This window comes from Burkholderia lata (assembly GCF_902499335.1).
GTDB classification, from domain to species: domain Bacteria; phylum Pseudomonadota; class Gammaproteobacteria; order Burkholderiales; family Burkholderiaceae; genus Burkholderia; species Burkholderia lata_B.
The window spans coordinates 278,406-301,404 of sequence record NZ_CABVQK010000009.1; the positions used below are offsets into that span (position 1 = coordinate 278,406).

A 22,999-nucleotide genomic window follows, 5' to 3' on the forward strand; every position below is an offset into this window, starting at 1 on the left:
ATGCGCCGGCCGGCGGGAGCGCCGGCCCGATGGGGCGCGAAGCAGGAGGCGGAGAGGCGACGGGGGCGACGTGGCAACCCGTCTGTCGATATCGGGCGAGCCGGCGGATTACGCTTGCCGGGGTGCATCGGCGGGCGGTGTGCCGTCGCGGAACAGCGCTTTCAGTTGCGTGCGCAGTTCGGCGCTGTCGGTGTGCTGGTGCACCAGGACCGCATGTTGCACGGCGGCCTCCAGCAGTTCGTTGTCGGAGTCGGCAGAAATCGCGACCGAGCAATTCATCGCGCTGGGAAACTCGCGGCAATCGATGTAGCGGCGAGACATGATGTTCTCCTTGCGGGAAAGGGCGCGGCCGGATTTGCGTGATCGACCGCGCGGCGCGTTCGCGAGGCCGATGGAAAAAGTATAGGCGGCGCGGCGGGGATTCTCGTCGCTAGGTGTACTGCGCCGCCCACCGCCCACCGCCCACCGCCCACCGCCCACCGCCCACCGCACACCGCACACCGCACACCGCACACCGCACACCGCACACCGCACACCGCACACCGCACACCGCGGCCGCGTCGCTCACGCGCGCGTCACGGCAGCGGCGCGAGCAGCCGGCGCGCGGCTTCGACGACGCGCTCGGACAACGACGCCATCGTCGGCGACTGCACGGTCCACGCGTGCCAGTACAGCGTGACGTCGGTCGGATGTGCGGGCGCGAGATCGACGAGCCCCTGCGTGTCGAGCGGCGCACTGCCGATCAGCGGCTCCGGCACCATCGCATAACCGAGCCCGTGTCGCACCGCCGCGAAATGCGAATGGGTACCCGGCACGTAGTGGCACGGATAGGCACCCTCGGGCAACCCGAACTTCTCCTTCAGGAACGACGACTGCAGCGTATCGCGCCGCGAATACGCAACGACGGGCGCCTTGCGCGCGCTCGTACGGTTCAGCCCGCGCGGAAACCAGCGCACCGCGAACGCGGCGGCCGCGAGCAGCCGGTAGCGCATCGTGCCGAGCGGCGTCGCGAGGCAGCCGCGCATCGGCTTCGGCTCGGTCGTCACGCAGCCGACCGCCATCCCGCTTTCGAGCAGCGCGAACGTATGGTCCTGATCCTCGACGATCAGCTCGAACAGGATGCGCTCGCCCGCGAGCACGGACGTCAGCGCCGGCAGAAACCACGTGCCGAGACTGTCGGAATTGAGCGCGATCGTGACCGAGATCGGCGATTCGCGCTCGGTCGCGAGCGTGCTTTGCAGGTCGGCCTGCAGCAGCGCGACGCGGCGCAGGTGCTGCAGCACGCGCTGCCCGGCCACCGTCGGGCGGCACGGCCGCGTGCGCAGCACGAGCGGCGTGCCGAGGCTCGCCTCGAGCGCACGAACCCGCTGCGTGACGGCGGAAGCGGTCACGTGCAGCCGCACGGCCGCCTGCTCGAAGCTGCCCGTGTCGGCGACGGCCAGCAGCGCGGCGGCCTGCTTCGGATCGATCGTCATCGACATGTCGGTGGATTTCCTGTGAACGTAAGACGAGAACAGCCGGTAGTGTAAGTCAGTGCGCACTAGCGGCCGGGCGCGGCGCAACGTTCTGCTGCACTGCATTCGTCGTTGGAATCGGTCGCGGCACGACGGTATGCCGCATGCCGATAGCGCGCGCATTTTGACCTACGCTATATGAACGCGCGGAACCCGGCATGTGCCATGCCGGCACTTCGCGCGCGGACGATCGCGCGTCGCGCACAAGCCGCGGCGCGGGCGTCGTGACGATTCCCATTTGACGGAGACGAACATGTCGATTCGACTAGGCGAGGACGCGCCCGATTTCACCGCGGAGACCACCGAGGGAGCGATCCGGTTTCATGAATGGATCGGCGACCACTGGGCGATCCTGTTTTCCCATCCGAAGGATTTCACGCCGGTATGCACGACCGAACTCGGCTACATGGCCGGGCTCAAGCCGGAATTCGACAAGCGCAACACGAAAATCATCGGGCTGTCGATCGATCCGGTCAGCGATCACCGGAAGTGGGTGGCGGATATCGCTGAAACGCAGGGTCATGCGGTCAACTATCCGCTGATCGGCGACGACGAGCTGAAGGTCGCGAAGCTGTACGACATGATTCATCCGAATGCGAGCGGCGGCCCGCGCACGGCGGTCGACAACGCGACCGTGCGCTCGGTGTTCGTCATCGGGCCGGACAAGAAGGTCAAGGCGATGCTCGTCTATCCGATGAGCGCGGGGCGCAATTTCGACGAGGTGCTGCGCCTGCTCGATGCGCTGCAGCTCAACGCGAAGCATACGGTGGCGACGCCGGTCAACTGGAAGCCGGGCGACGATGTCATCATTCCGACGTCGGTGTCGGACGATGCTGCGAAGCAGAAATATCCGGACGGCTTCCGGACGCTGAAACCGTACCTGCGCTACGTGACGCAGCCGAGCTGACACACCGTGCCGGCCGGATGCCGGCCAGGCGGGACCACGACGGGGCGGCCCGCGCGACAGCGACAATCGCGGCGCGGGCCGGACAACATGCATCAAGCACGCATCAAGCAAGCATCAACCAGCGACGGAGCGACTTCGCGATGATCTTCCGGCAACTCTTCGACCCGCAATCGTCGACGTACACGTACCTGCTTGCCGACAGCGCATCGCGCGAAGCGGTGCTGATCGATCCGGTGTTCGAACAGGTGCGCCGCGACGCGGCGCTGCTCGACGAGCTCGGGCTGCGGCTCGTCGCGACCGTCGACACGCACGTGCATGCCGATCACGTGACGGGCGCGTGGCTGCTGAAGCAGCGCACGGGCAGCACGATCGCGATCTCGGCCGCGAGTGGCGCGCAGGGCGCCGACCGCTACCTGAACGACGGCGACCGCTGCGCATTCGGCGCGCGCTACCTGACCGTGCGCGCGACGCCCGGCCATACGAGCGGCTGCATCAGCCTCGAGCTCGACGACGAATCGATGGCGTTCACCGGCGATTGCCTGCTGATCCGCGGCACGGGCCGCACCGACTTCCAGCAGGGCGACCCGCGCGCGCTGTATCGCGCGGTGCACGGCCGGCTCTTCACGCTGCCGGCCGCGTGCCTGCTGTATCCGGCGCACGACTATCGCGGGCTCACGGTGACGAGTGTCGGCGAGGAGCGGCGCTTCAATCCGCGTCTCGGCGGCGACCTGAGCGAAGACGATTTCGCGGGTTACATGCGCAACCTCGGGCTCGCGCATCCGCGCCAGATCGACGTCGCGGTGCCGGCGAACCTGCAGTGCGGTGTCGCCGCGAACGCGCCGGATGTGCAGGCGGCACCCGACTGGGCGCCGCTCGTCTATACGTTTGCCGGGTTCTGGGAAATCGATCCGCAATGGCTCGAGGATCATCTGCAGGCAGTGCAGGTCGTCGACGTGCGCGAGCCGGACGAATTCACCGGGCCGCTCGGCCACCTGCCCGGCGCGACGCCGATTCCGCTCGGCGAACTGGCCGCGCGCGCCGGTGAAATCGCGCGCGACCGGCCGGTCGTGACCGTGTGCCGGGCCGGCGGGCGATCCGCGCAGGCGACCGTCATTCTGCTGAAGGCCGGCTTCGACACGGTGGCGAATCTCGGCGGCGGGATGCTGCGCTGGCGTGCCGAAGGGCGCGTCGTGATGGACGGCCGGTCGTAACGGCCCGAGTCGCACCCAAAAAATATACGGATCGCTGTCGAAACTGCCCGGTGCCGTTCGTCGTCAAGGTATCCGATCACGTGGCGCCGCACGACGCGGCGCCGAAACCCTGAGAGACTCCACGATGATGCCGACGCTTTACGCCCATCCCTTTTCGTCGTACTGCCAGAAGGTGCTGACCGCGCTGTACGAAAACGGCACGCCGTTCGAGTATCGCGTGCTCGCGCACGACGATCCGAAGCCGATGCAGGAACTGACCGCGCTGTGGCCGCTGAAGCGCTTTCCGGTGCTCGTCGATGCCGGCCGCACGGTGGTCGAGGCGTCGATCATCATCGAGTATCTCGGCCTGAACCATCCGGGCCCCGTGCGCCTGCTGCCCGACGATCCGCACGCGGCGCTCGAGGTGCGGGCGATGGATCGTTTCTTCGACAACTACGTGTCGACGCCGCAGCAGAAGGTCGTGTACGACGCGTTGCGGCCGGCAGCCGAGCGCGACGCGCGCGGTGTCGCCGATGCGCGCGCGATGCTCGATACGTCGTATGCGTGGCTGGACAAGAAGATGGCCGATCGCGAATGGGCGGCCGGCGACCGCTTCAGCCTCGCCGACTGCGGCGCGGCGCCGTTCCTGTTCTATGCGGACTGGACGCACCGGATCGATCCGTCGTTCGCGAACGTGATGGCGTACCGCCAGCGTCTGCTGGCGCGACCGTCGTTCGCGCGCGCGGTCGACGAGGCGCGGCCGTTTCGCTCGTTCTTTCCGCTGGGTGCGCCTGATCGCGACTGACCGGCATGGCCGTCGCACGGCGCGCGGCCGCCGCGCATGGCCGGCAGCGCGTGCCGGGGCGGCGGCGGAACGAAAGCAGCGGCAGCATCGTAGTGTCTCCCCGTCACATCGTGTGGGTGGCTGACTGCGCGAGCGTCAGCAACTCGTCGAACTGCGTGATCAGCTCGAAGCACAGCAGGAACGCGAGCGTATAGGCCGGCGCGGGAAAGCGCCGGATCATCGCGAGCACCTGCGGCGCGAAGCGCGAGCGGATCGTGTCGCGCGTCAGCAGCCACGCGAGCGCGATGCCGATCGCGGCGCCCGCGATCAGGTCGGTCGGGTAGTGAAAGCCGAGATACGCGCGCGGCACGCAGATGAACACGACCGCATACAGCAGCGCGAACACGCCGACGCGGCGCGCGATGATGAAGATGCCGGTGGCGATCGCCATCCACAGCATTGCGTGATCGCTCGGAAACGAACTCCATGCCTGCAGCGTGGCCGCGCGCAGTCCGGCCGACGGGAAATGCAGGTGCAGGTCGGGGTTGTAGATCGGCCGCACGCGGAACGGCAGCACCTGTGCGAGCAGCCGGCCGAACGCGAGTGCGATGAGCCCGCTCGCGATCGTCGCGACGACCAGCTCGCGCTGCCGCTCGCGGTTCGGGCCCGGCTGGAACCACAGCCAGCACAGCACGGGAATGAGCACGAAGCCCTTGAACGTGTACAGGCCCGCGATCACGCGGATCGCGTGATTCATCAGCGGACCGAACGTCATGTGGGTGAGGAAGATCTGGATCGTGGTGTCGAAATTGTTCATGTCGTGAGACCCCGGCGGACCGCATGCATGACGTGCGACCGGCAGGATCTGGAAGCGCGCTCGCACCGGAGCGCAACGGGGGGCAAGTATGTCACCCGTTATTTCGAAGAAAATCCGAAAAAATACCGGGAATCCCCTGATAAATCGGGGCTGTGCGGCGGGGCCGGATGGGCGAGCGCCGCGTGGCGGGGTGCATCCGAATCGTCCGACGTTTGCGCATCGATGTGCACCGCCGTCGGAAAAATAATTGGTTGAACTGGATAATCGTGCGGGATCGTGCGGACCTTGCACGGGATGAGCGCTTTTTGAGTCCGGCCCGCGCGAATCTGCCAGGCTGCGCAGCATCATGCATGCGCCGATCGAAAATAAAAGAAAAGGCGGGCAAGCCCTGTGGGCCTGCCCGTCTTGTGTGTGCGATGCGGAATTTCAGTGGCGCCAGATCCGCACGGCGAGCGCGGCCAGCGACGTCACGACCGCCAGTGCAGTCACCGCATTCCAGCCCAGTTGCGCGAGCAACAAACTGCCGATCGCGGCGCCGGCCGCCATCCCGATGAACATGCCGACGAACAGCACCGCGTTGAGGCGGCTGCGCGACGCGGGGTCGATCCGGTAGACGATCGCCTGGTGCGCGATCAACGTGGCCTGCACGCCGAGATCGAAGCCGATCGTCGCGACCGCGAGCAGCACGAGTTGCGCATGCGGCGACATCAGCGGCGCGGCGGCCATCGACGCGAACGACACCGTCGCGATGCCGATGCCGATGCGCGTGACCCACTCGGGGCCGTGACGGTCGGCCAGGCGCCCGGCGATCGGCGCGGCCAGCGCGCCGGCGGCGCCCGCGAGGCCGAATGCGCCGGCGGCCGCGCTGCCGAGGTGGAACGGCGCGCCGTGCAGCATCACCGCGAGCGTCGACCAGAACGCGCTGAACCCGACGGCCAGCAGCCCCTGCGCGAGCGCGGCGCGGCGCAGCGCCGAATGCTGGCGCCACAGCGCGCCGAGCGATCCGATCAGTGCGCGATACGGCAGGCGCGTAGTCGGCTCGAAGTGCGGCAGCCCGCGCGCGGCCACGACGCCGATCGCGGCGACGCTGGCGGCCGCGAGCGCGAACATCGCGCGCCAGCCGGCCGTCTCGGCGACGAACCCGGCCACGACCCGCGACAGCAGGATGCCGAGCAGCAGCCCCGTCATCACCGTGCCGACGATGCGGCCGCGATGCGCGTCGTGCGCGAGCGTCGCGGCGGCCGGCACGACGTCCTGCGCCATCGTCGCGGCGAGGCCGATCGCGAAGCTCGCCGCAAGCAGCAGCCCGAGCGACGGCGCGATCGCGGCGAGCAGCAGCGCGACGACCAGCGTCGCGGCCTTGATCACGATCACGCGGCGCCGGTCGAAGCGGTCGCCGAGCGGTGCGAGCAGCAGGATGCCGAGTGCATAGCCGAGCTGCGTGAGCGTCGGCACGAAGCCGATCGCGCGCGCCGACGCACCGAGATCGGGGCCGAGCGCGCCGAGCATCGGCTGCGCGTAGTAGAGCGGGGCGACGCCGAGGCCGGCGGCGGCCGCGAGCAGCAGCACGAGCCGGCGATCGGGCATCGAATGGGCGGCCGGGTGGGCCGGGGCGTGTGCCGCGTGTGGCGCGGCATCGAGACGGGACGGGGTGGACATCGCGTGCATCCTGGGTTGAATGAAGGAATGGACGCGAGTTTGGCGATACGCGGCCGGCCACGGTAGTGCCGCCCTGCGCAGATTTGTTATACGCTCCACGCATGACTGAAAAACCTCCCTTCTCCCGCACTGCTGGCGGGTCTCCGCGCGTTCAGGCGGTGCCGGTGGACGGCGCCGGCTATCGTTTCGAGCTGATGGAAACCTTCGTGCGCATAGTCGAGGCCGGCAGCCTGTCGGCCGCTGCGGCGCAACTGCATACGACGCAGCCGACGATCAGCCGGCGGCTGCAGGCGCTCGAGCGCTCGCTCGGCATGCGGCTGCTGCAGCGGACGACGCATACGATGCGACTGACCGTCGATGGCGAGCGCTGCTTCAAGCGCGCGAAGGAACTGCTGGCGAACTGGGCGGCGTTCGAAGCCGATCTGCGCGGCGCACAGGAGGAGCCTGACGGGCTGCTGCGGGTCGCGGTGCCGCATGCGTTCGGCCAGGAGCGTTTCGTCGAGCCGCTCGCGCGGTTCCTGCGCGACTATCCGCGCGTGTCGGTCGAGTGGCTGCTGCAGGACGAGGTGCGGGATTTCGTCGGCAGCGGCATCGATTGCGCGATCCAGGTGGGCGAGCCGACCGATCCGGCCGTCGTCGCGATCCGGCTCTCGAAGGTGCCGCGCTTCGTGGTCGCCGCGCCGTCCGTGCTGAACGGCGCCGACGTGCCGGCCGACCCCGACGCGCTGGCCGCGTTGCCGTGGCTCGCGCTGCGCACGTACTACCGCACCGAGCTGGCGCTCACGCATTCGGTCACGGGCGAGACGCGGCGCATTGCGATCCGCCCGCGCATCACGACCGCGAACCTGTACGCGCTGCGCAGCGCGGCGTTGCTGGGGGTGGGGGCGTGCGTCGGCTCGTCATGGATGCTGGCCGACCACCTCGCGCGCGGCGAGCTCGTCCATCTCGCGCCTGAGTGGCAGGCCGCGCCGCTGCCTGTGTACCTGACTTACCCGCATGCGCAGTTCTATCCGTCGCGGCTCGTGCGGTTTGCCGCGATGATGCGCGAGGCCGTGCCGGGGCTGGTCGAAGGGCGTGACGCCTGATACGGGATGCGTCCGCCGTCAGCCGCGCCGGATCCCTTCGGGCAGCGCGCTGATGCGGCGCACCTCGGGCGAATCGAGCCACGCGCGCGACGTCGCGCAGTCGGCGAACATGTCGGTTGCATCCTCGCCCCAGAACAGGTCGCCGTCGAGTTCGAAGGTCGGCACGCCGAATACGCCGTGCGCGATCGCCGCATCGGTGTTCGCGCGCAGCGCGTCCTTTACCGGCTGGGCGTCGACGGCCGTCACGCCTTCCGGAAAGCCGACGGCTTCGCACAGCGCGGCGAAGCCTTCCGGCGTCGATACGTCCTGGCCGTCGCGCCAGATATGCCGGAAGATCCGCCGGATCGCGTCGGGTGAATTGCCCATCGCGATCGCGAGGCGCAGCGGCTTGATCGGATTGAACGGGTGCGCGGGCGGCATCCGGAACGGAATGGCGAGCTTGTCCGCGCGATATTGCGCGTGGCGATAGGTGAAGACGCGTTTCGCCGCAATCTCGGCCGGTGCTTTCTGGCCCCAGTGCGTGAGCAGTGCGCCGAGCACGATGGGCCGCGGCTCGAACGCGGCGGCGGCCGGCAACCGGTCGAACTGTTCCTGCTGCAGATAGGCGAACGGCGAAACGAAGTCGAAATACCAGGTGGCGGTGCGCGCGGCGTTCATGGTGGCTGCCCTCAAGCGTGTCCGGTTGGCGATGGCACGCGCGGCACGCCCGCAGGCGGCGCGCGATGCATTTATCGGTGGCCAGTGTCGCACGCGGTCGCCTTTTACGCTGTTACGTGGCCAGGCGCGCGCAGCCGGTTATGACGCTGCGTCGCCGTGGCCCGCCGCCGACACGAGCCGCGCGAGGCTGTTACGCACGGCAGCCGCGTCGTAGCGCGCGCCTGCGCCGCCGAGCGCCACGGTCGCCTTCTGCGCGAGCGGCAACAGCATCGCGAGCGCGGCCGCCATGGCCGGCGCGTCGGCGAGCCGCGATTTCGGGCCCGATACGGTCAGCGCGCCGACACACTCGCCGGCCGCACCGAACACGGGCGCGGATGCCGAAGCCGTCTCGGGGTCGCGCTCGCCGTACGACGCGGCCCACAGCTGTTCGCGCACATCGTTCCATTGCGCATCCTGCATGTCGGTGAACGCCAGCAGCACCTTCCCGGACGCGCCCTGGCGCACCGGAAATTCCTCGCCGACACGAATCGACACGCGCACCGCGCGAGCGGGCTCGACCCGGTACAGCACCGAGCGCATGTCGCCCTGGCGGACGTAGAACGACGCCGTTTCGCCGAGTTCGCGGCTCAGCGTCTCGAGCAGCGGCTCGACCACCGGGCCGACCCGGAACGAACGCTGGTACAGCGCGGCGAGCCGCTGCGGCTCGTGCCCGATCGCGTACTGGCCGTCGTCGAGCTTGCGCATGAAGCCGCCATGCTCGAGCGCCGCGAGCAGGCGCAGGATCGTGCTCTTGTACAGCCCGGTGCGGCGCGACAGCTCCGCGAGCGACAGCCGGTCGTCGGTCTGCCCGAACGCACGGAGGATCGCGAACGCGCGATCGAGAACGGCGACGCCGCTGGACGTTTCGTCGGCCGGCAAATCGGGCCCGTCGCCGGCGTGATCGGTGTGAGTCGTAGGCACTGCCTGCTTCCTTCGGATGGCGATCGGCCGACTATACCGTTCTGCCTGATAGAACTCAAGTTCCAGAAAATCGCAATTTCACGGGTATACCCCGCTTACAGCCCATTCGGCGCGCGCATAGAGTTCTATCAAACAGAACGATGTTCTTTCAGATAGAACGATGGAGTGTCAAATGAGCGTTTCCGAATATCCGAAGGTGCTGGTCAGCGAAGTCGGGCCGCGCGACGGCCTGCAGAGCATCAAGGCCGTGATGCCGACGGCCGGCAAGCTGCGCTGGATCACGGCGCTGGCCGCGGCCGGCCTGCGCGAGATCGAGGTCGGGTCGTTCGTGCCGGCCAGGCTTCTGCCGCAGATGGCCGATGTGCACGAAGTCGTCGCGCATGCGCTGACGATTTCCGGGCTGCACGTCGCCGCGCTCGCGCCGAACCTGCGCGGTGCCGAGGGCGCATTCGAAGCCGGCGTGCACAAGCTGACGCTGCCGGTCTCGGTGACGGAGGCGCATTCGCTGGCGAACATCCGCAAGACGCCCGCGCAGATGATCGACGAGGTGCGTGCGATCGTCGCGCTGCGCGACGCGCGGTTCCCGTCGGTGCAGATCGAGGCGGGCGTGTCGGTCGCGTTCGGCTGCACGATCGCGGGCGCCGTCAGCGACGACGAGACGATCGCGATGGCAGTGGCGATGGCCGAATGCGGCGTCGACGAGATCGGGCTGTCGGACACGAGCGGCTATGCGAACCCGGCGCAGGTGCGCCGGCTGTTCACCCGGCTGCACCGTGAAGTCGGCGACAAGGCCGGCGGCGCGCATTTCCACAACACGCGCGGGCAGGGGCTCGCGAACGTCGTCGCGGCACTCGACGCGGGCGTGACGACGATCGACGCGAGCCAGGGCGGCCTCGGCGGTTGTCCGTATGCGCCGGGTGCGACCGGCAACATCGTCACCGAGGATCTCGTGTTCCTGCTCGAAGCGATGGGATTCGACACGGGTATCGACGTCGATGCGCTGCTGGCCGCGCGCGCGATCCTGCACACGGCGCTGCCGGCCGAGGCGCTGTACGGCCATGTGCCGGACGCCGGATTGCCGAAGGGCTTCCGCTACGCGGACGGCCGTTCTCCCACCGCCGTGCAACCGGAAGGATGCCTGACGGGAGTCGCGCAATGAACGACCACCAACCGGCTTCGGCGCTGCCGTACGAAGGCGTGCGCGTGATCGAGATGACGCACATGGTGATGGGCCCGACCTGCGGGATGCTGCTCGCGGATCTCGGCGCGGAGGTCATCAAGATCGAACCGATCGCGGGCGACAGCACGCGCGCGCTGCGCGGTTCGGGCGCAGGTTTCTTCGGGATGTTCAACCGCAACAAGAAGAGCCTCGCGGTCGACGTGAAGGATCCGCGCGGGCTGGAAATCGTGCTGCGGCTCGTCGCGACGGCGGACGTCTTCAGCGAGAACTTCAAGAGCGGCACGATGGACCGGCTCGGCCTCGGCTATCCGGCGCTCTTCTCGCTGAATCCGCGCCTCGTGTACGTGTCGCACAAGGGCTTCCTGCCGGGGCCGTACGAGCATCGCACCGCGCTCGACGAGGTGGTGCAGATGATGGGCGGCCTCGCGTACATGACGGGCCCGGAAGGGCGGCCGCTGCGCGCGGGCGCGAGCGTGAACGACATCATGGGCGGCATGTTCGGCGCGATCGGCGCAATGGCCGCGCTCGCGCAGCGCGAGCGCACCGGCCGCGGCCAGCAGGTGCAGAGTTCGCTGTTCGAAAACAACGTGTTCCTCGTCGCGCAGCACATGATGCAGTTCGCGGTGACGGGGCACGCCGCGTCGCCGATGCCGAGCCGCATTTCCGCGTGGGCCGTCTACGACGTGTTTGCCGTCAAGGATGGCGAACAGATCTTTCTCGCGGTCGTGTCGGATACGCAGTGGGCGCTGTTCTGCGATGCATTCGGCCTGGCCGCGCTGAAGGACGATCCGCGCCTCGCGACCAACAACCTGCGCGTGCAGGCGCGCGAGTGGCTGCTGCCCGAGTTGCGTGCACGGCTCGCGCCGTATTCGGCCGCGGAGATCGGCGCGATCTTCGAATCGAACGGCTTGCCGTACGCGCCGATCACGAAACCGCATGACCTGTTCGACGACCCGCACCTGCTCGCCACGGGCGGCCTCGAAGCGGTGACGCTGCCGGCCGACGCGAGCTGTGCCGGGCGGCCGATCGACACGCGCACCGCGCTGCTGCCGCTGACGCTCGCGGGCGAACGCCTGCGGCTGCGCGCGGCGCCGCCGGCGCTCGGCCAGGACACCTGCGCGCTGCTCGGCGAACTCGGCTACACGCCTGACGACGCGCGTGCGCTGATCGAAGCCGGTGTCGTCGCGGGGCAGCATGGCGCGGACGACGCGGCACCGGGCGGCGCGCCGTCGCCGAACGAACTGGCGAGCGCGTAGCGCGGCCGCGATTCATCGAACGAACAAAGGCGTCCCGGCCGTGCCACGCACGGGCGCGGATCGCCCCATCCACGGAGACAACCATGACATCCGCTTCCCCGGCACTGGCCGCCGATCGCGAGACCGACGCGTCGATCGAGCAACGGGCCGTGCGCAAGGCCGCGTGGCGCTTCATCCCGCTGCTCGCGCTCGCGTACTTCTTCAACTACCTGGACCGCACGAGCGTCGGCTTCGCGGCGCTCACGATGAACCGCGATCTCGGGCTGACCGCGACGCAGTTCGGCTGGGGCGCGGGGATCATGTTCGCCGGCTACTGCGTGTTCGAAGTACCGAGCAATCTCGCGCTGTACCGTTTCGGCGCGCGCCGCTGGCTCGCCCGGATCATGATCACGTGGGGGCTGATGGCGGCCGCGACCGCGCTCGCGACCGGGCCGACGAGCTTCTATGCGATCCGGCTGCTGCTCGGCATCGGCGAAGCCGGTTTCTTTCCGGGCGTGATCTTCTTCCTCGCCGTGTGGTTTCCGGCGAGCTACCGCACGCGCGTGCTGGCGTGGTTCACCGTGTCGACGCCGCTGTCGTCGCTGATCGGCGGCCCGTTGTCGACCTGGCTGCTGCAGCTCGACGGCGTGCTCGGGCTCGCGGGGTGGAAGTGGATGTTCATCGTCGAAGGGCTGCCGGCGTGCGCACTCGGCTTTCTCGTGCTGAAGCTGTTGTCCGATTCGCCGACGCATGCCGCGTGGTTGTCGGACGACGAGCGTGCGGCGCTGCAGCGCGCGTTCGAGCGCGACGGCGCGGCCGCCGGCCGCAAGAAGCGCTTCGGCGTCGCGCTGCGTGACGTGCGCGTGTACGTGCTCGCGCTGATCTCGTTCGGCTTCACGATGGGTTCCTACGGGATCGGCATCTGGCTGCCGCAGATGCTGAAGGCGCACGGCATGTCGACGATGCAGACGGGCTGGCTGTCCGCGGTGCCGTACTTCTTCGCGACCGTCGCGCTACTGTGGTGGGCGAAGCGCGTCGACCGGCGCGGCGGCCCCGTCGTGAACCTGGCGATCGGGCTGTTCATCGGCGCGGTGGCGCTCGGCGTGTCGGCGCACTTCCTGACGCTCGGGCCGGCACTCGTCGGCATCACGCTCGCGCTGATCGGCACGATCGCCGGCCGCACGATCTTCTACACGCTGCCCTCGCGCTTCCTGTCCGGCCAGGCCGCGGCCGGCGGGCTCGCGCTGATCAACTCGATCGGCGCGCTCGGCGGCTTCGCGGGCCCTTATCTCGTCGGCTACCTGAAGGACAGCTTCGGCACCTTTACCGCCGGCATGCTCGGCCTCGCGATCGTGCTCGCGATCACGACGCTGCTCACGCTGTCGCTGTATGCGTTCGACCGGAGCGAATGACATGGACACGACAATTTCGATCAAGCGACGCCGGCTGCTCGGCGCGGCCGCCGCATCGCTCACGCTGCCCGCGTTCATCGAGACGCGCGCGGCAACCCAGGAGGGCGTTTCCCGCATGACGACGCAAAGCAACTATCTTGCGGTCCGGCCCGACTGGCTCGCGTCGGCGCTCGAACCCGCGCTCGAGCCCGACCTGCCGATCGTCGACGCGCATCATCATTTCTATGAGCGGCCGGGCTGGATCTACATGCTCGACGACTATTTGCAGGATGCGCGCTCGGGCCACAACATCCAGGCGTCCGTCTACATGCAGGCGCAGACGCGCTATCGCGATTCGGGCCCGGCCGAACTGAAACCGGTGGGCGAGACGGCCTACGTCGCGGGCGTGACCGAGCCGTTGCAGCACGGCCCGGTGGCGGTCGCGAAGGGCATCGTCGGTCACGCGGACCTGCGTCTCGGCGAACGCGTGCGCGAGGTGCTCGAAGCGCATCTCGAAGCCGGGCACGGGCGCTTCCGCGGGGTTCGTCACCTGACGACATGGGATGCCGATCCGACGCTCGCCAATCCGCTGTCGGCGGTGCCGCGCGGGCTGCTGCTCGATCCCGCGTACCGGGCGGGCGTCGCGCAGCTCGCGCCGCTCGGGCTTTCGTATGACGCGTGGCTGTTCTTTCCGCAACTGCCCGAATTGTTCGAGCTTGCGAAGGCGAACCCCGATACGCGCGTGATCGTCAATCACTGCGGCGGTGTCGTGCGGATCGCGAGTTATGCCGACAAGCGGCCGGAGGTGTTCGAACGCTGGTCAGCGTCGATGCGCACGCTCGCGCAACTGCCGAACGTGTACGTGAAGGTCGGCGGGCTCGGGATGCGCATCAACGGCTTCGATTTCGAGAAGGGCGAGCGGCCGCCGTCTTCCGTGCAACTCGCCGATGCGTGGAAGCCGTGGATGATGACCTGCATCGACGCATTCGGCCCCGAACGCTGCATGTTCGAGAGCAATTTCCCGGTCGACAAGGGCTCGTATTCGTTCGTGAACGGCTGGAATGCGTTCAAGCGGCTGACCGCGCAGGCCAGCCCGGACGAGCGAGACGCGCTGTTCCGCGGCACGGTCACGCGCGCTTACCGGCTCGGCTGACGCGCGCCGCGACCGGCGCGGCGCTTGCTCACCCGGCTTCCACCAGTGCCGCGAGCCTCGCCAGCGCCATTTGCCAGCCGGTCTCGTTGTCGGCGGCCGGCACGCCGGGCGGCACCCCGTCGTGCACGGCGTCCACGCGCGTGCCGCCCGCTTCGTCGGACAACGTGATCGTGATCGTCATCGCGCCGCGCAGCATTGGATCGTCGGTCTCGAACACGTCGATCTCGACGATCTGCTCGTCCGGTACGAGCGTGACGAAGCGGCCGTGATAGGTATCGGTGCGCGCGGTGGTCTTGCCGGTACCGGCTGACGGCGCGTCGTAGCTCAGCGACACGCGCAGCGCGCCGCCTTCGCGCGCGTCGTACGCATGCACGCGGCACGTCATGCCGTCGGGCACCTTCCATTGCTCGACCGCGTGCGGATCGAGCAGCGCGCGGTAGACGCGGCCGCGCGGGGCGTTCAGGTGCCGGCTGACCCGGGTTGAATGCGTGTGCGTGTGCAACATGTCGCCTCCCGCGGAACGCGCGCGACGGTGCACGCCGGCGGCCGGCGTGTCGTCATGCTTCCTTCAGGAATCCTAGGCGCGTGCGACGCGGCATGCAATCACCGCAAACGCTGTCGCGCTCGGCTCAGCGCAGCGCGGCGGCGAAGGCGTCGAGCTGCGTGATGCAGGTGTTCCAGCCCTCGAAGAAGCCGAGCGCTTCATGGCGTTCGCGCGTTGCGGCGTCCGGATGCATCACGCGCGCTTCGTAGCGGCTGCCCGCATCGTCGTCGGCCATCGTGATGATCGCCGTGAAGCCCATCCACGGCGCCTGCGGCCGCCAGCCGCCCGTGAGCATCGACGTGAACGCGATGCGCGATTCCGGCACGATTTCCAGGAAGCAGCCGGGATTGTCGCTCGTGCCGCCGTCGGGGCCGCGCATGAACGTGTGGAAGGCGCCGCCCGGCCGCAGGTCGAACGCGCGCACTTCGGTAGTCCACGGTTTCGGGCACCACCATTCCTTCAGCAGTTCGGGGTCGGTCCACGCGCGCCACAGCGCGTGGCGCGGCGCATGCAGCGTGCGCGTGATGACGAGATCATGGGCTTCAACGGGGTTTGCTGACATCGTGTTCCTCCTGGTGACGGCGTTCGACGAATTCGACGAGACGATCGGATCGTGCTTCCCACAGCGCGCGCTGCTCGGCGAGCCATGCCTCGGCCTCGGTCAGCCGGCTGCCGACCAGCGTGCAGGTGCGCGAGCGGCCGGCTTTGCGGGTCTGCACGAGACCGCTGCGCTCGAGCACCGCGACGTGCTTCATGAATGACGGCAGCGCCATGTCGAACGGCGCGGCCAGCGTGGAGACGGTCTGCTCGCCGCGGCCGAGCGCGCTGACGATCGCGCAGCGCGTCGGATCGGCGAGGGCGTGGAAGACGTCGCTGATGCTGGATTGAAGGTTAGCCATGTGGCTAAGTATAGGGAAGGTGAACGGCGATGCAACGGAAATTTTCGTCGCGTAGGATGATGGGGCGGCAACACGCGCCGACCGGGTGCGGCGTTGCCGCGCGCCTGCCGCCGTTGCGCGAGCCGCGATGACCGGCCGGTGTTCTTTCCGATCCGGCCGCACGCCGAACCCGCGCGTGCGGCCCACCTGACTACCGGAGATGGCATGACCGAACCCGTTACTGTCCGTCGCGTCGACGCGGGCGAAGCGATGACCCATGTCGATGCGCTGGCCGACGTCCTGATCGATTGCGTCGAGGGCGGCGCGTCCGTCAGCTTCATGTTGCCGATCGAGCGGCCGACCGCTGTCAAGTTCTGGACGAACGTCGCCGACGGCGTCGCGAACGGCGAGCGCATCCTGCTCGTTGCCGAGGACGCGGCCGGCCGCATCCTCGGCACCGTGCAGGTCGTGACCGCGCAGCCCGAGAACCAGCCGCATCGCGCGGATATCGCGAAGATGCTCGTGTCGCGGCACGCGCGCCGGCAGGGCATCGCCGCGCGGCTGATGGCGGCGGCCGACGCGGCCGCACGCGACGCCGGCAAGACCGTGCTGGTGCTCGACACCGTGACGGGCGGCGACGCCGAGCGGCTGTACGAGCGGGCCGGCTGGCAGCGTGTCGGCGTCGTGCCGAACTTTGCGCTGATGCCTGACGGCGCGCTCTGCGCGACGACGTATTTCCACAAGCAGCTGGCGTAACGGCATCCGTCATGCATCCCGTCGCCCCGGTGCTCGTGTTCCTCACGCTCGCGGCGGGTGTCGTGGCGCTGATTGCGCCGGCGTTGCTCGCGGCCGCGTGGTGGCGCCGCACGCAGGTTCCGTGGCGTGTGTTTTTCTACGGCATGCTGACCTTTTTCGTGTTCCAGCCGGTGCTGCGCCTGTCGTGGCAGATCCCGCTGTTCCACTGGCTCGGGTCCGGTCCGCGCTGGCATGTGCCGATGCTCGTGTTCGCGGCGCTGACGGCCGGGCTCTTCGAGGAATGCGGGCGCTGGGTCGCGTTCCGGTATCTGCTGCCGAAGCGGCACGACACGCAAACGGCCGTGATGCTCGGGCTCGGGCATGGCGGGCTGGAGGCGATGTTGCTGGTCGGCGTCGGGTTCGTCGTGCTCGGCACGGGCTACCTGCTCGCGCACGCGGGTTTCACCGTGTCGGCCGGCAATCAATCGCTGATCGGCGCGCAGTTCGCGGGCATGACGCTCGTGTCGCCGTTTCTCGCGCTGTTCGAACGCGCGAGCGCGATGGCCGCGCATGTGGGGCTGTCGCTGATCGTGCTGCAGGCGTTCGTCCGTGGCACGAAGCGCTGGCTCGCGTATGCGATCGCGTTCCATTTCATGTTCGACCTCGTTGCCGTACTGCTCACGCGGTACTGGCATGTCGATACCGTGCTGGTCGAGGTGCTCCTGTGCGTGTGCAGTGTCGTGCTCCTGTGGCTGGGGATGCGCTGGAGCCGCCGGGAAGCAGGGGCGGGCGATACGCGCACGGAGCGCGCCGCGTGAACGGGATGGCCGGTGTCAGCTTTGCGCGGCGGGGTTCGGCGGGCGGATGTCCGGCCGTTCTCCCGCACGCCACTGGCTGACGAGGCTCAAGCCCATCCCGGCCGTGACGATCGCGATGCCGGCCAGCGCCGGCGCATGCGGTCGTTCGCCGAGCAGCAGCATCGCCTCGAGCGTGGCAAGCAGCGGCATCAGCGCGGCGAAGGTCGCGCCGATCGCCGGGCCGAGCGCGACGACGGCCCGGCTGAAACAGTAGAGCGCCAGCACCGACATCAGCACGCCCTGGTAGATCGCCTGCGTGGCGATGGCCGCGGCCGGCGCATGCAGCACGGCGCCGCCGCGCACGGCCAGATAGAGCGGGCAGTAGAGCAACGCGGAGCCGACCGACACGACGGCCGTCGCGTGCAGCGCACCGGCGCCGGTGCGTTTCGTCGTGACGTTATAGACGGCCCACAGCAGGCCGCCGAGGACGAACAGCAAGAGGGCCGGCAGCGCGATCGCGCCGCGCAACGCATCGGATGCGGCCAGCGCGATGCCGGCCAGGATCGTGACGATGCCGGCAACCTGCGCGGCGGTCAGCCGCTCGTGCGCGACCTGCCGGCCGAGGATCGCCGTGAACGCGATCATGCTGCCGGCCGTCAGTGCGAAGTAGCCGACCGGCGCGCGGCTCAACGCCGCGGCGACGGTCAGGATGTAGGGCGCGCCGGCACCGGTCACCATCAGCGCGACCGACGCGGGGCGCAGCGTGCCGAGGCCGCGGCGCAGCAGGACGGGCAGCAGCAGCGTGCCCGATACGGCGAAACGGATGAACGCGATGTCGTATGCATCGAGGGCCGAGTGCGTGACGCCGAGGCGCGTGACGACCGGAAAGCCGCCCCAGATGAGCGCCGCGAGCAATCCGTAGCCGATGCCGGCGAGCCGTTCGTTTCCGTTCATGTGCTGTCCTCGTCGTGCGGCCACTGCGGGCCGGTAGAGGGCAAGGATGCGGTGCGCGCGGTAATGCGTCCAATATATTATTCAGGCGCTTTTAGGTCGTAAAAAGTCTTTGTTTTGACGAAATGGCCGATCGCAAAGGCAAGCATCGGAGCATCTCCCCGGTCGCGGCGCGCGCAGGCAGGCGGCCGGGTGCCGTCAGGGAATCAAGCAGGGCCGGAGACATCGCCGATCCGATATATTCACGCAGGAAGACTTCAGCAGAACACCCGGAACCACCGCCTCGATGAAACGCTCCCATGTCGCTTTCGCCCTCACGGGCCTGCTCGTCGCGCTGCCGATTGCCGCGTATGCGCTCGTCAAGCCGCTGCGCGTCGTCGCGCCCGCGCTGGTCCCCGGCGTGTCGTGCCCGAGTGCAGACATCTGCATCGACGATGCCGCGAAGCTCGGCGACGCGCGGCAGCTCTATCGCGACGGCTATGCGCGCGCGGCGGCGGCTGTCGGCGCATTCCAGGAGGCGCCGCGCGTCGTGTTCTGTTCGACGCGGGCGTGCGCCGATGCATTCGGCCTCGGTCAACGCGCGGCGCTGACGCTCGGGAATTTCGGCGTGGTCGTCGCACCGCGCGGCTGGCAGACCTACTTTCTCGCGCACGAGCTCATCCATCACCGGCAGGCGGAAGTGCTCGGCAACCTGGCCGTCGCGACCAAGCCGCGCTGGCTGATCGAAGGAATGGCGTATTCGCTCAGCGACGATCCCCGCCACCCGCTGGCGGAGCCGTTCGAATCGTGGCGCACGCGTTTTGCCGCCTGGAATGCGGCGCGCGGTGCACAGCCGCTGTGGGACGCTTCACGGGCGGTCGACTAGCGCGGCAAGACGCTGAAAGCGCGGTCGCGCACGTCGATACTGCGATACGCCGCGCAGGCCGACACGCCATGACGCCATGACGTCATGAAGCGACTACACCGGCGCGCCAGGATCGTCCCGCCCGGCGGTGAGCGTGTCCCGCCCTGCGGCGAGGATCTCGTCGGCCAGCGCCGGATCGGTGCCGGCGATCGCACGGGACAGCACGAGCGCGCCGACCATCTGGCTGAAGACGGCCATCGCGTCGCGACGCGTCTGCGCCGGCGTCGCACCCTCCGTGGCCACCATCCGTTCCAGCCGATCGAGATACGTGGCGAGGCCGTGCGCGTAGCACGCACGCGCCGCATCGGTCAGTCGCGGCGCATCGCCCGCGAAACCCGACAGCGGGCATCCGGCCTCGACGTTGTCGCGATGCGCGGCCGACAGATACAGCGCCACCTGCGCGTCGAGACTGCCGGCGTTCGGCGAATCCGCGCGGTCCTGCATCGCTTTGTCCATCACCTCGGCGACCAGCGCGTCTTTCGACTTGAAGTGGTTGTAGAAGCCGCCTTGCGTGAAGCCGGCTTCCTTCATCAGTTCCGTAAGCCCCACCGCATCGACGCCGCGCACGCGGAACAGCCGCTCGGCGGCCGCGACGATCGCGCTCCGGTTCTCGGCAGCCTGCTGTCTTGACACACCCATAGATCCCTCCCTGATTTTGCCGATCGCGTCGATTGGGAAACACAATGGCGATCACCATTGACATGGTCGAATTGCGCGAACACAATGCATCGCAAAGACAATGGTGATCAACATTGACATCGAGTGTAGCCGACTTGGCGGAGGGTGCAAAGCCACCGCCGGAACACCGGATGGCAATCGATCGGCGTCTTTGGCGCCGCCCGGGCGGACGGGCAGCGGACGGCTCACCGTCTGCCGCCTGCGGCGCAACGGTTCGATATGCAATGGCAGTCTGGTTTTCCACCGGATCTCATGCGCGCGGCGAGCCGGCGCGCATGCGATTCATCATGCGAAAGGAACAATCATGAAGATCGAAGGTGCAGTGGTGTTCATCACGGGCGCGAATCGCGGGCTCGGGCTCGAGTTTGCGAAGCAGGCGCTGGCGAGAGGGGCGCGCAAGGTCTATGCGGCGGCGCGCGATCCGGCCACCGTGACGCTGCCGGGCGTGGTGCCGGTGAAGCTCGACGTGACCGATCCGGCGGCCGTCGCCGCGGCGGCCGATGCGGCGCGCGACGTCACGCTGCTGATCAACAACGCGGGCATCGCGCGGCTCGGCAGCCTGACGGACGAAGGCGCGGCCGACGCGTTGCGCGCTCACTTCGAAACCAACGTGTTCGGGATGCTGGCGACGGCGCGCGCGTTTGCAGGCATTCTCGCCGGCCATGGCGGCGGCGCGATCCTGAACATCCTGTCCGTCGCGAGCTGGGTGAACCGGCCGATCCTGTCGAGCTACGGCGTGTCGAAATCGGCCGCATGGGCGCTGACCAACGGGCTGCGCCATTCGTTGCGCGAGCAGCGCACGCAGGTCGTCGGGTTGCATGCCGGCTTCATCGATACCGACCTGACGGCCGGCCTCGACGTGCCGAAGGCGACGCCCGCCGACGTCGTGCGCCAGGCGTACGAAGCGATCGAAGCGGGGGCGGAAGAGGTGTCGACCGACGAACTCACGCGGCACGTGAAGGCCACGCTGTCGTCGGGCGTTTATCTGGAAGAACCGGCGCAGCGTTGACGTCGCCGGAATCTCGACCCTGCCGCCCGCGCCGCACACACGGCACGGGCGGCGGGCCGCACCGTCAGACGGTGGTGTCGATGATGCCCGGGATCTTCACGTCCGGGTTCACGTCCGCGTCGTAGTCGACGCCGGCGATCTCGAAGCCGAACAAACGCAGGAACTCGGTCTTGTAGCCGGTGAAGTCGGTCAGCTCGTACAGGTTGTCGTTCGTCACGTGGTTCCACTGCGCGACGACCTTCGCCTGCACCTGCGGGTCGAGCTCCTTGTAGTCCGCGCGCAGGCGGCCTTCTTCGTCGACGTGCGGCGTCGCGCCGTACAGGCTGTCCTTGAACAGGCCGTACACCTGCTCGATGCAGCCTTCGTGCGTGCCGGTTTCCTTCATCGTCTTGAACAGCAGCGACAGGTACAGCGGCATCATCGGGATCGCCGAGCTGGCCTGCGTGACCACGGCCTTCAGCACCGACACGCGCGCGTCGCCGCCGTGCGCGGCCAGCTTGTCGCGGATCGACAGCACTTTCTTGTCGAGATCCTTCTTCGCTTCGCCGATCGAGCCGTTCCAGTAGATGTCGTGCGTGATCTGCTCGCCGAGATACGTGAACGCGGTGGTCTTCGCGCCGTCGGCCAGCACGCCGGCTTCATCGAGCGCGTCGATCCACATCTGCCAGTCCTCGCCGCCCATCACGGCGACGGTGCCGTCGATCTCTTCCTGCGTTGCCGGTTCCAGCGTGACGTCGCGGATCACTTCCTTGTCGGTGTCGAGGCCGCGGAACGTGACCGTCTTGCCGATCGGCTTGAGCGTCGAGCTGATGGTTTCGCCCGTCTTCGGGTGCGTGCGGCGCGGTGCCGCGAGGCTGTAGACGACGAGATCGACCTTGCCGAGATCCTGCTTGATGGTGTCGATCGTGACCTGCTTGACCTTGTCGGAGAATGCGTCGCCGTTGATGCTGCGCGCATAGCGCCCCTTTTCGGCGGCGAATTTCTCGAACGCGGCGCTGTTGTACCAGCCGGCCGTGCCCGGCTTCGTTTCGCTGCCGGCACGCTCGAAGAACACGCCGAGCGTGTCCGCGTCCGCGCCGAACGCGGCCGAGATCCGGGCGGCGAGGCCGTAGCCGGTCGACGCGCCGATCACGAGCACCTTTTTCGGGCCGTTGGCGATCGGGCCGTGCGAAGTCACGTAGTCGATCTGTTCCTTGACGTTGGCTTCGCAGCCGACCGGATGAGTCGTCACGCAGATGAAGCCACGCACGCGCGGTTTGATGATCATGGAAACCTCTAGTCTGAAAGGCGGAAACGGCCTGAATTCGGGAAAATCCCGCGCATTGTAAAGGAAGCGGCCGATCGCGGGCGGGCGCGGCCGGAACCGGGGCGGATCGCCAGGTTATTTCTCTCTTGACAGAAATAACTGAAATGCCTAAATTTCACGTCATGGAACTCACACCGATTGCCGAACGATTCATTCTCCACTGGGGCGAAATGGGCTCGCGGTGGGGCGTCAACCGCACCGTCTCGCAGATCCACGCGCTGCTCTATCTGGCCGGCCGGCCGGTCGCGGCCGACGAGATCGCCGAGACGCTCAACGTGGCGCGCTCCAACGTCAGCACGAGCCTGAAGGAGCTGCAGGCGTGGCGGCTGGCGAAGGTCGTGCACGTGCTGGGCGACCGCCGCGACCACTTCGAGACGTCGACCGACATCTGGGAGCTGTTCAAGCTGATCGTCGAAGGGCGGCGCCAGCGCGAGATCGAGCCGACGCTCACGGTGCTGCGCGATTGCCTGACGAATCCGGAGATCGCGAACGAGAGCCGCGAGACCGAGCAGCGCATCCGCGACACGCTGCAGTTCGTCGAGACGCTCACGACCTGGTCGGACGAGATGCTGCGGCTCAAGCCCGATACGCTGATGAAGGCGCTCGGCATCGGCGCGAAGATCAGCCAGACGGTCAGGCGCAAGCCGTCGAAGTAAGCGGTATGC

The 22,999-nt window shown here is 68.3% G+C and carries 25 protein-coding genes; 13 read left to right on the plus strand and 12 right to left on the minus strand.

Annotation, left to right across the window (positions count from 1 at the left end):
• Positions 1-108 precede the first annotated feature (108 nt).
• Entirely contained in the window at positions 109-321 is a 213-nt protein-coding gene (locus BCO18175_RS23445; RefSeq protein ID WP_122948195.1) for a DUF1059 domain-containing protein, read from the minus strand.
• 254 nt (positions 322-575) lie between these two features.
• On the minus strand, positions 576-1,481 hold the full coding sequence (locus BCO18175_RS23450; protein WP_046548680.1) for an HTH-type transcriptional regulator ArgP: 906 nt from the start codon (positions 1,479-1,481) through the stop codon (positions 576-578).
• Positions 1,482-1,767: 286 nt separating this feature from the next.
• On the opposite strand from BCO18175_RS23450, the gene BCO18175_RS23455 reads away from it, so the two are divergent.
• The 3 genes from BCO18175_RS23455 to BCO18175_RS23465 all read left to right on the plus strand — a co-directional run bounded on the left by BCO18175_RS23455 (position 1,768) and on the right by BCO18175_RS23465 (position 4,416).
• The gene (locus BCO18175_RS23455) at positions 1,768-2,421 is read left to right on the plus strand and encodes a peroxiredoxin (protein ID WP_174984461.1); all 654 of its coding nucleotides are present in this window, start codon (positions 1,768-1,770) and stop codon (positions 2,419-2,421) included.
• Between the two features lie 140 nt (positions 2,422-2,561).
• Positions 2,562-3,632, plus strand: a complete 1,071-nt coding sequence (locus tag BCO18175_RS23460; RefSeq protein ID WP_174984464.1) for an MBL fold metallo-hydrolase — start codon at positions 2,562-2,564, stop codon at positions 3,630-3,632.
• A gap of 124 nt (positions 3,633-3,756) precedes the next feature.
• Positions 3,757-4,416 carry a glutathione S-transferase family protein gene (locus BCO18175_RS23465; protein ID WP_174984467.1) on the plus strand — a complete coding sequence of 220 codons (660 nt, stop codon included), beginning with the start codon at positions 3,757-3,759 and terminating at the stop codon, positions 4,414-4,416.
• Positions 4,417-4,519: 103 nt separating this feature from the next.
• Here the strand turns inward: BCO18175_RS23465 and BCO18175_RS23470 are convergent, their stop codons facing one another.
• Together BCO18175_RS23470 and BCO18175_RS23475 are read right to left on the minus strand one after the other, a co-directional pair.
• Entirely contained in the window at positions 4,520-5,212 is a 693-nt protein-coding gene (locus tag BCO18175_RS23470; RefSeq protein ID WP_174984470.1) for a phosphatase PAP2 family protein, read from the minus strand.
• A 426-nt stretch (positions 5,213-5,638) separates the two neighbouring features.
• Complete coding sequence (locus BCO18175_RS23475) at positions 5,639-6,871, minus strand: MFS transporter (RefSeq protein WP_174984473.1); 1,233 nt, start codon at positions 6,869-6,871, stop codon at positions 5,639-5,641.
• Positions 6,872-6,972: 101 nt separating this feature from the next.
• Between BCO18175_RS23475 and BCO18175_RS23480 the strand changes: the two genes are divergently transcribed.
• A complete protein-coding gene (locus BCO18175_RS23480) occupies positions 6,973-7,956 on the plus strand; it encodes a LysR family transcriptional regulator (protein WP_174984475.1) in 984 nt (327 codons plus the stop codon).
• Positions 7,957-7,974: 18 nt separating this feature from the next.
• Here the strand turns inward: BCO18175_RS23480 and BCO18175_RS23485 are convergent, their stop codons facing one another.
• The gene (locus tag BCO18175_RS23485; protein ID WP_174971341.1) at positions 7,975-8,613 is read right to left on the minus strand and encodes a 2-hydroxychromene-2-carboxylate isomerase; all 639 of its coding nucleotides are present in this window, start codon (positions 8,611-8,613) and stop codon (positions 7,975-7,977) included.
• Positions 8,614-8,751: 138 nt separating this feature from the next.
• Positions 8,752-9,573 (minus strand): IclR family transcriptional regulator, encoded by an 822-nt coding sequence (locus tag BCO18175_RS23490; RefSeq protein WP_254608158.1) that lies wholly within the window; start codon positions 9,571-9,573, stop codon positions 8,752-8,754.
• A 172-nt stretch (positions 9,574-9,745) separates the two neighbouring features.
• Between BCO18175_RS23490 and BCO18175_RS23495 the strand changes: the two genes are divergently transcribed.
• The 4 genes from BCO18175_RS23495 (at position 9,746) to BCO18175_RS23510 (ending at position 14,532) form a co-directional block, all read left to right on the plus strand.
• Positions 9,746-10,732 (plus strand): hydroxymethylglutaryl-CoA lyase, encoded by a 987-nt coding sequence (locus tag BCO18175_RS23495; RefSeq protein ID WP_174984477.1) that lies wholly within the window; start codon positions 9,746-9,748, stop codon positions 10,730-10,732.
• The gene (locus tag BCO18175_RS23500) at positions 10,729-12,009 is read left to right on the plus strand and encodes a CaiB/BaiF CoA transferase family protein (RefSeq protein ID WP_174984480.1); all 1,281 of its coding nucleotides are present in this window, start codon (positions 10,729-10,731) and stop codon (positions 12,007-12,009) included. The genes BCO18175_RS23495 and BCO18175_RS23500 overlap by 4 nt, the downstream gene beginning before the upstream one ends.
• An 83-nt stretch (positions 12,010-12,092) precedes the next feature.
• Entirely contained in the window at positions 12,093-13,400 is a 1,308-nt protein-coding gene (locus tag BCO18175_RS23505) for an MFS transporter (protein ID WP_174984483.1), read from the plus strand.
• Position 13,401: 1 nt separating this feature from the next.
• A complete protein-coding gene (locus BCO18175_RS23510) occupies positions 13,402-14,532 on the plus strand; it encodes an amidohydrolase family protein (protein ID WP_174984486.1) in 1,131 nt (376 codons plus the stop codon).
• A 28-nt stretch (positions 14,533-14,560) separates the two neighbouring features.
• Here the strand turns inward: BCO18175_RS23510 and BCO18175_RS23515 are convergent, their stop codons facing one another.
• The 3 genes from BCO18175_RS23515 to BCO18175_RS23525 form a co-directional block, all read right to left on the minus strand.
• Positions 14,561-15,037 carry an SRPBCC family protein gene (locus BCO18175_RS23515; RefSeq protein WP_059487757.1) on the minus strand — a complete coding sequence of 159 codons (477 nt, stop codon included), beginning with the start codon at positions 15,035-15,037 and terminating at the stop codon, positions 14,561-14,563.
• Positions 15,038-15,161: 124 nt separating this feature from the next.
• Positions 15,162-15,638, minus strand: a complete 477-nt coding sequence (locus BCO18175_RS23520; RefSeq protein WP_174971325.1) for an SRPBCC family protein — start codon at positions 15,636-15,638, stop codon at positions 15,162-15,164.
• Positions 15,619-15,975: an ArsR/SmtB family transcription factor gene (locus tag BCO18175_RS23525; protein WP_174984876.1), complete on the minus strand. Its 357-nt coding sequence runs from the start codon at positions 15,973-15,975 to the stop codon at positions 15,619-15,621. Before BCO18175_RS23525 ends, BCO18175_RS23520 begins: the two co-directional genes overlap by 20 nt.
• A gap of 204 nt (positions 15,976-16,179) precedes the next feature.
• On the opposite strand from BCO18175_RS23525, the gene BCO18175_RS23530 reads away from it, so the two are divergent.
• Positions 16,180-16,710, plus strand: coding sequence for a GNAT family N-acetyltransferase (locus BCO18175_RS23530; RefSeq protein ID WP_174984489.1), 531 nt, complete (start codon positions 16,180-16,182; stop codon positions 16,708-16,710).
• A gap of 11 nt (positions 16,711-16,721) precedes the next feature.
• Positions 16,722-17,507: a YhfC family intramembrane metalloprotease gene (locus tag BCO18175_RS23535; RefSeq protein ID WP_174984492.1), complete on the plus strand. Its 786-nt coding sequence runs from the start codon at positions 16,722-16,724 to the stop codon at positions 17,505-17,507.
• Positions 17,508-17,522: 15 nt separating this feature from the next.
• Here BCO18175_RS23535 and BCO18175_RS23540 read toward each other — a convergent pair whose 3' ends face one another.
• Positions 17,523-18,440 (minus strand): DMT family transporter, encoded by a 918-nt coding sequence (locus tag BCO18175_RS23540; RefSeq protein WP_174984495.1) that lies wholly within the window; start codon positions 18,438-18,440, stop codon positions 17,523-17,525.
• A 283-nt stretch (positions 18,441-18,723) separates the two neighbouring features.
• On the opposite strand from BCO18175_RS23540, the gene BCO18175_RS23545 reads away from it, so the two are divergent.
• A complete protein-coding gene (locus BCO18175_RS23545; protein WP_174984498.1) occupies positions 18,724-19,302 on the plus strand; it encodes a hypothetical protein in 579 nt (192 codons plus the stop codon).
• A gap of 93 nt (positions 19,303-19,395) precedes the next feature.
• Here BCO18175_RS23545 and BCO18175_RS23550 read toward each other — a convergent pair whose 3' ends face one another.
• A complete protein-coding gene (locus BCO18175_RS23550) occupies positions 19,396-19,980 on the minus strand; it encodes a TetR/AcrR family transcriptional regulator (RefSeq protein ID WP_174984501.1) in 585 nt (194 codons plus the stop codon).
• 343 nt (positions 19,981-20,323) lie between these two features.
• On the opposite strand from BCO18175_RS23550, the gene BCO18175_RS23555 reads away from it, so the two are divergent.
• Entirely contained in the window at positions 20,324-21,028 is a 705-nt protein-coding gene (locus BCO18175_RS23555; protein ID WP_174984504.1) for an SDR family oxidoreductase, read from the plus strand.
• Between the two features lie 64 nt (positions 21,029-21,092).
• Here BCO18175_RS23555 and fabV read toward each other — a convergent pair whose 3' ends face one another.
• Positions 21,093-22,295, minus strand: coding sequence for an enoyl-ACP reductase FabV (gene fabV / locus BCO18175_RS23560; RefSeq protein WP_174918006.1), 1,203 nt, complete (start codon positions 22,293-22,295; stop codon positions 21,093-21,095).
• Positions 22,296-22,456: 161 nt separating this feature from the next.
• On the opposite strand from fabV, the gene BCO18175_RS23565 reads away from it, so the two are divergent.
• Positions 22,457-22,990, plus strand: a complete 534-nt coding sequence (locus BCO18175_RS23565; protein ID WP_006480371.1) for a GbsR/MarR family transcriptional regulator — start codon at positions 22,457-22,459, stop codon at positions 22,988-22,990.
• Positions 22,991-22,999: the final 9 nt, after the last annotated feature.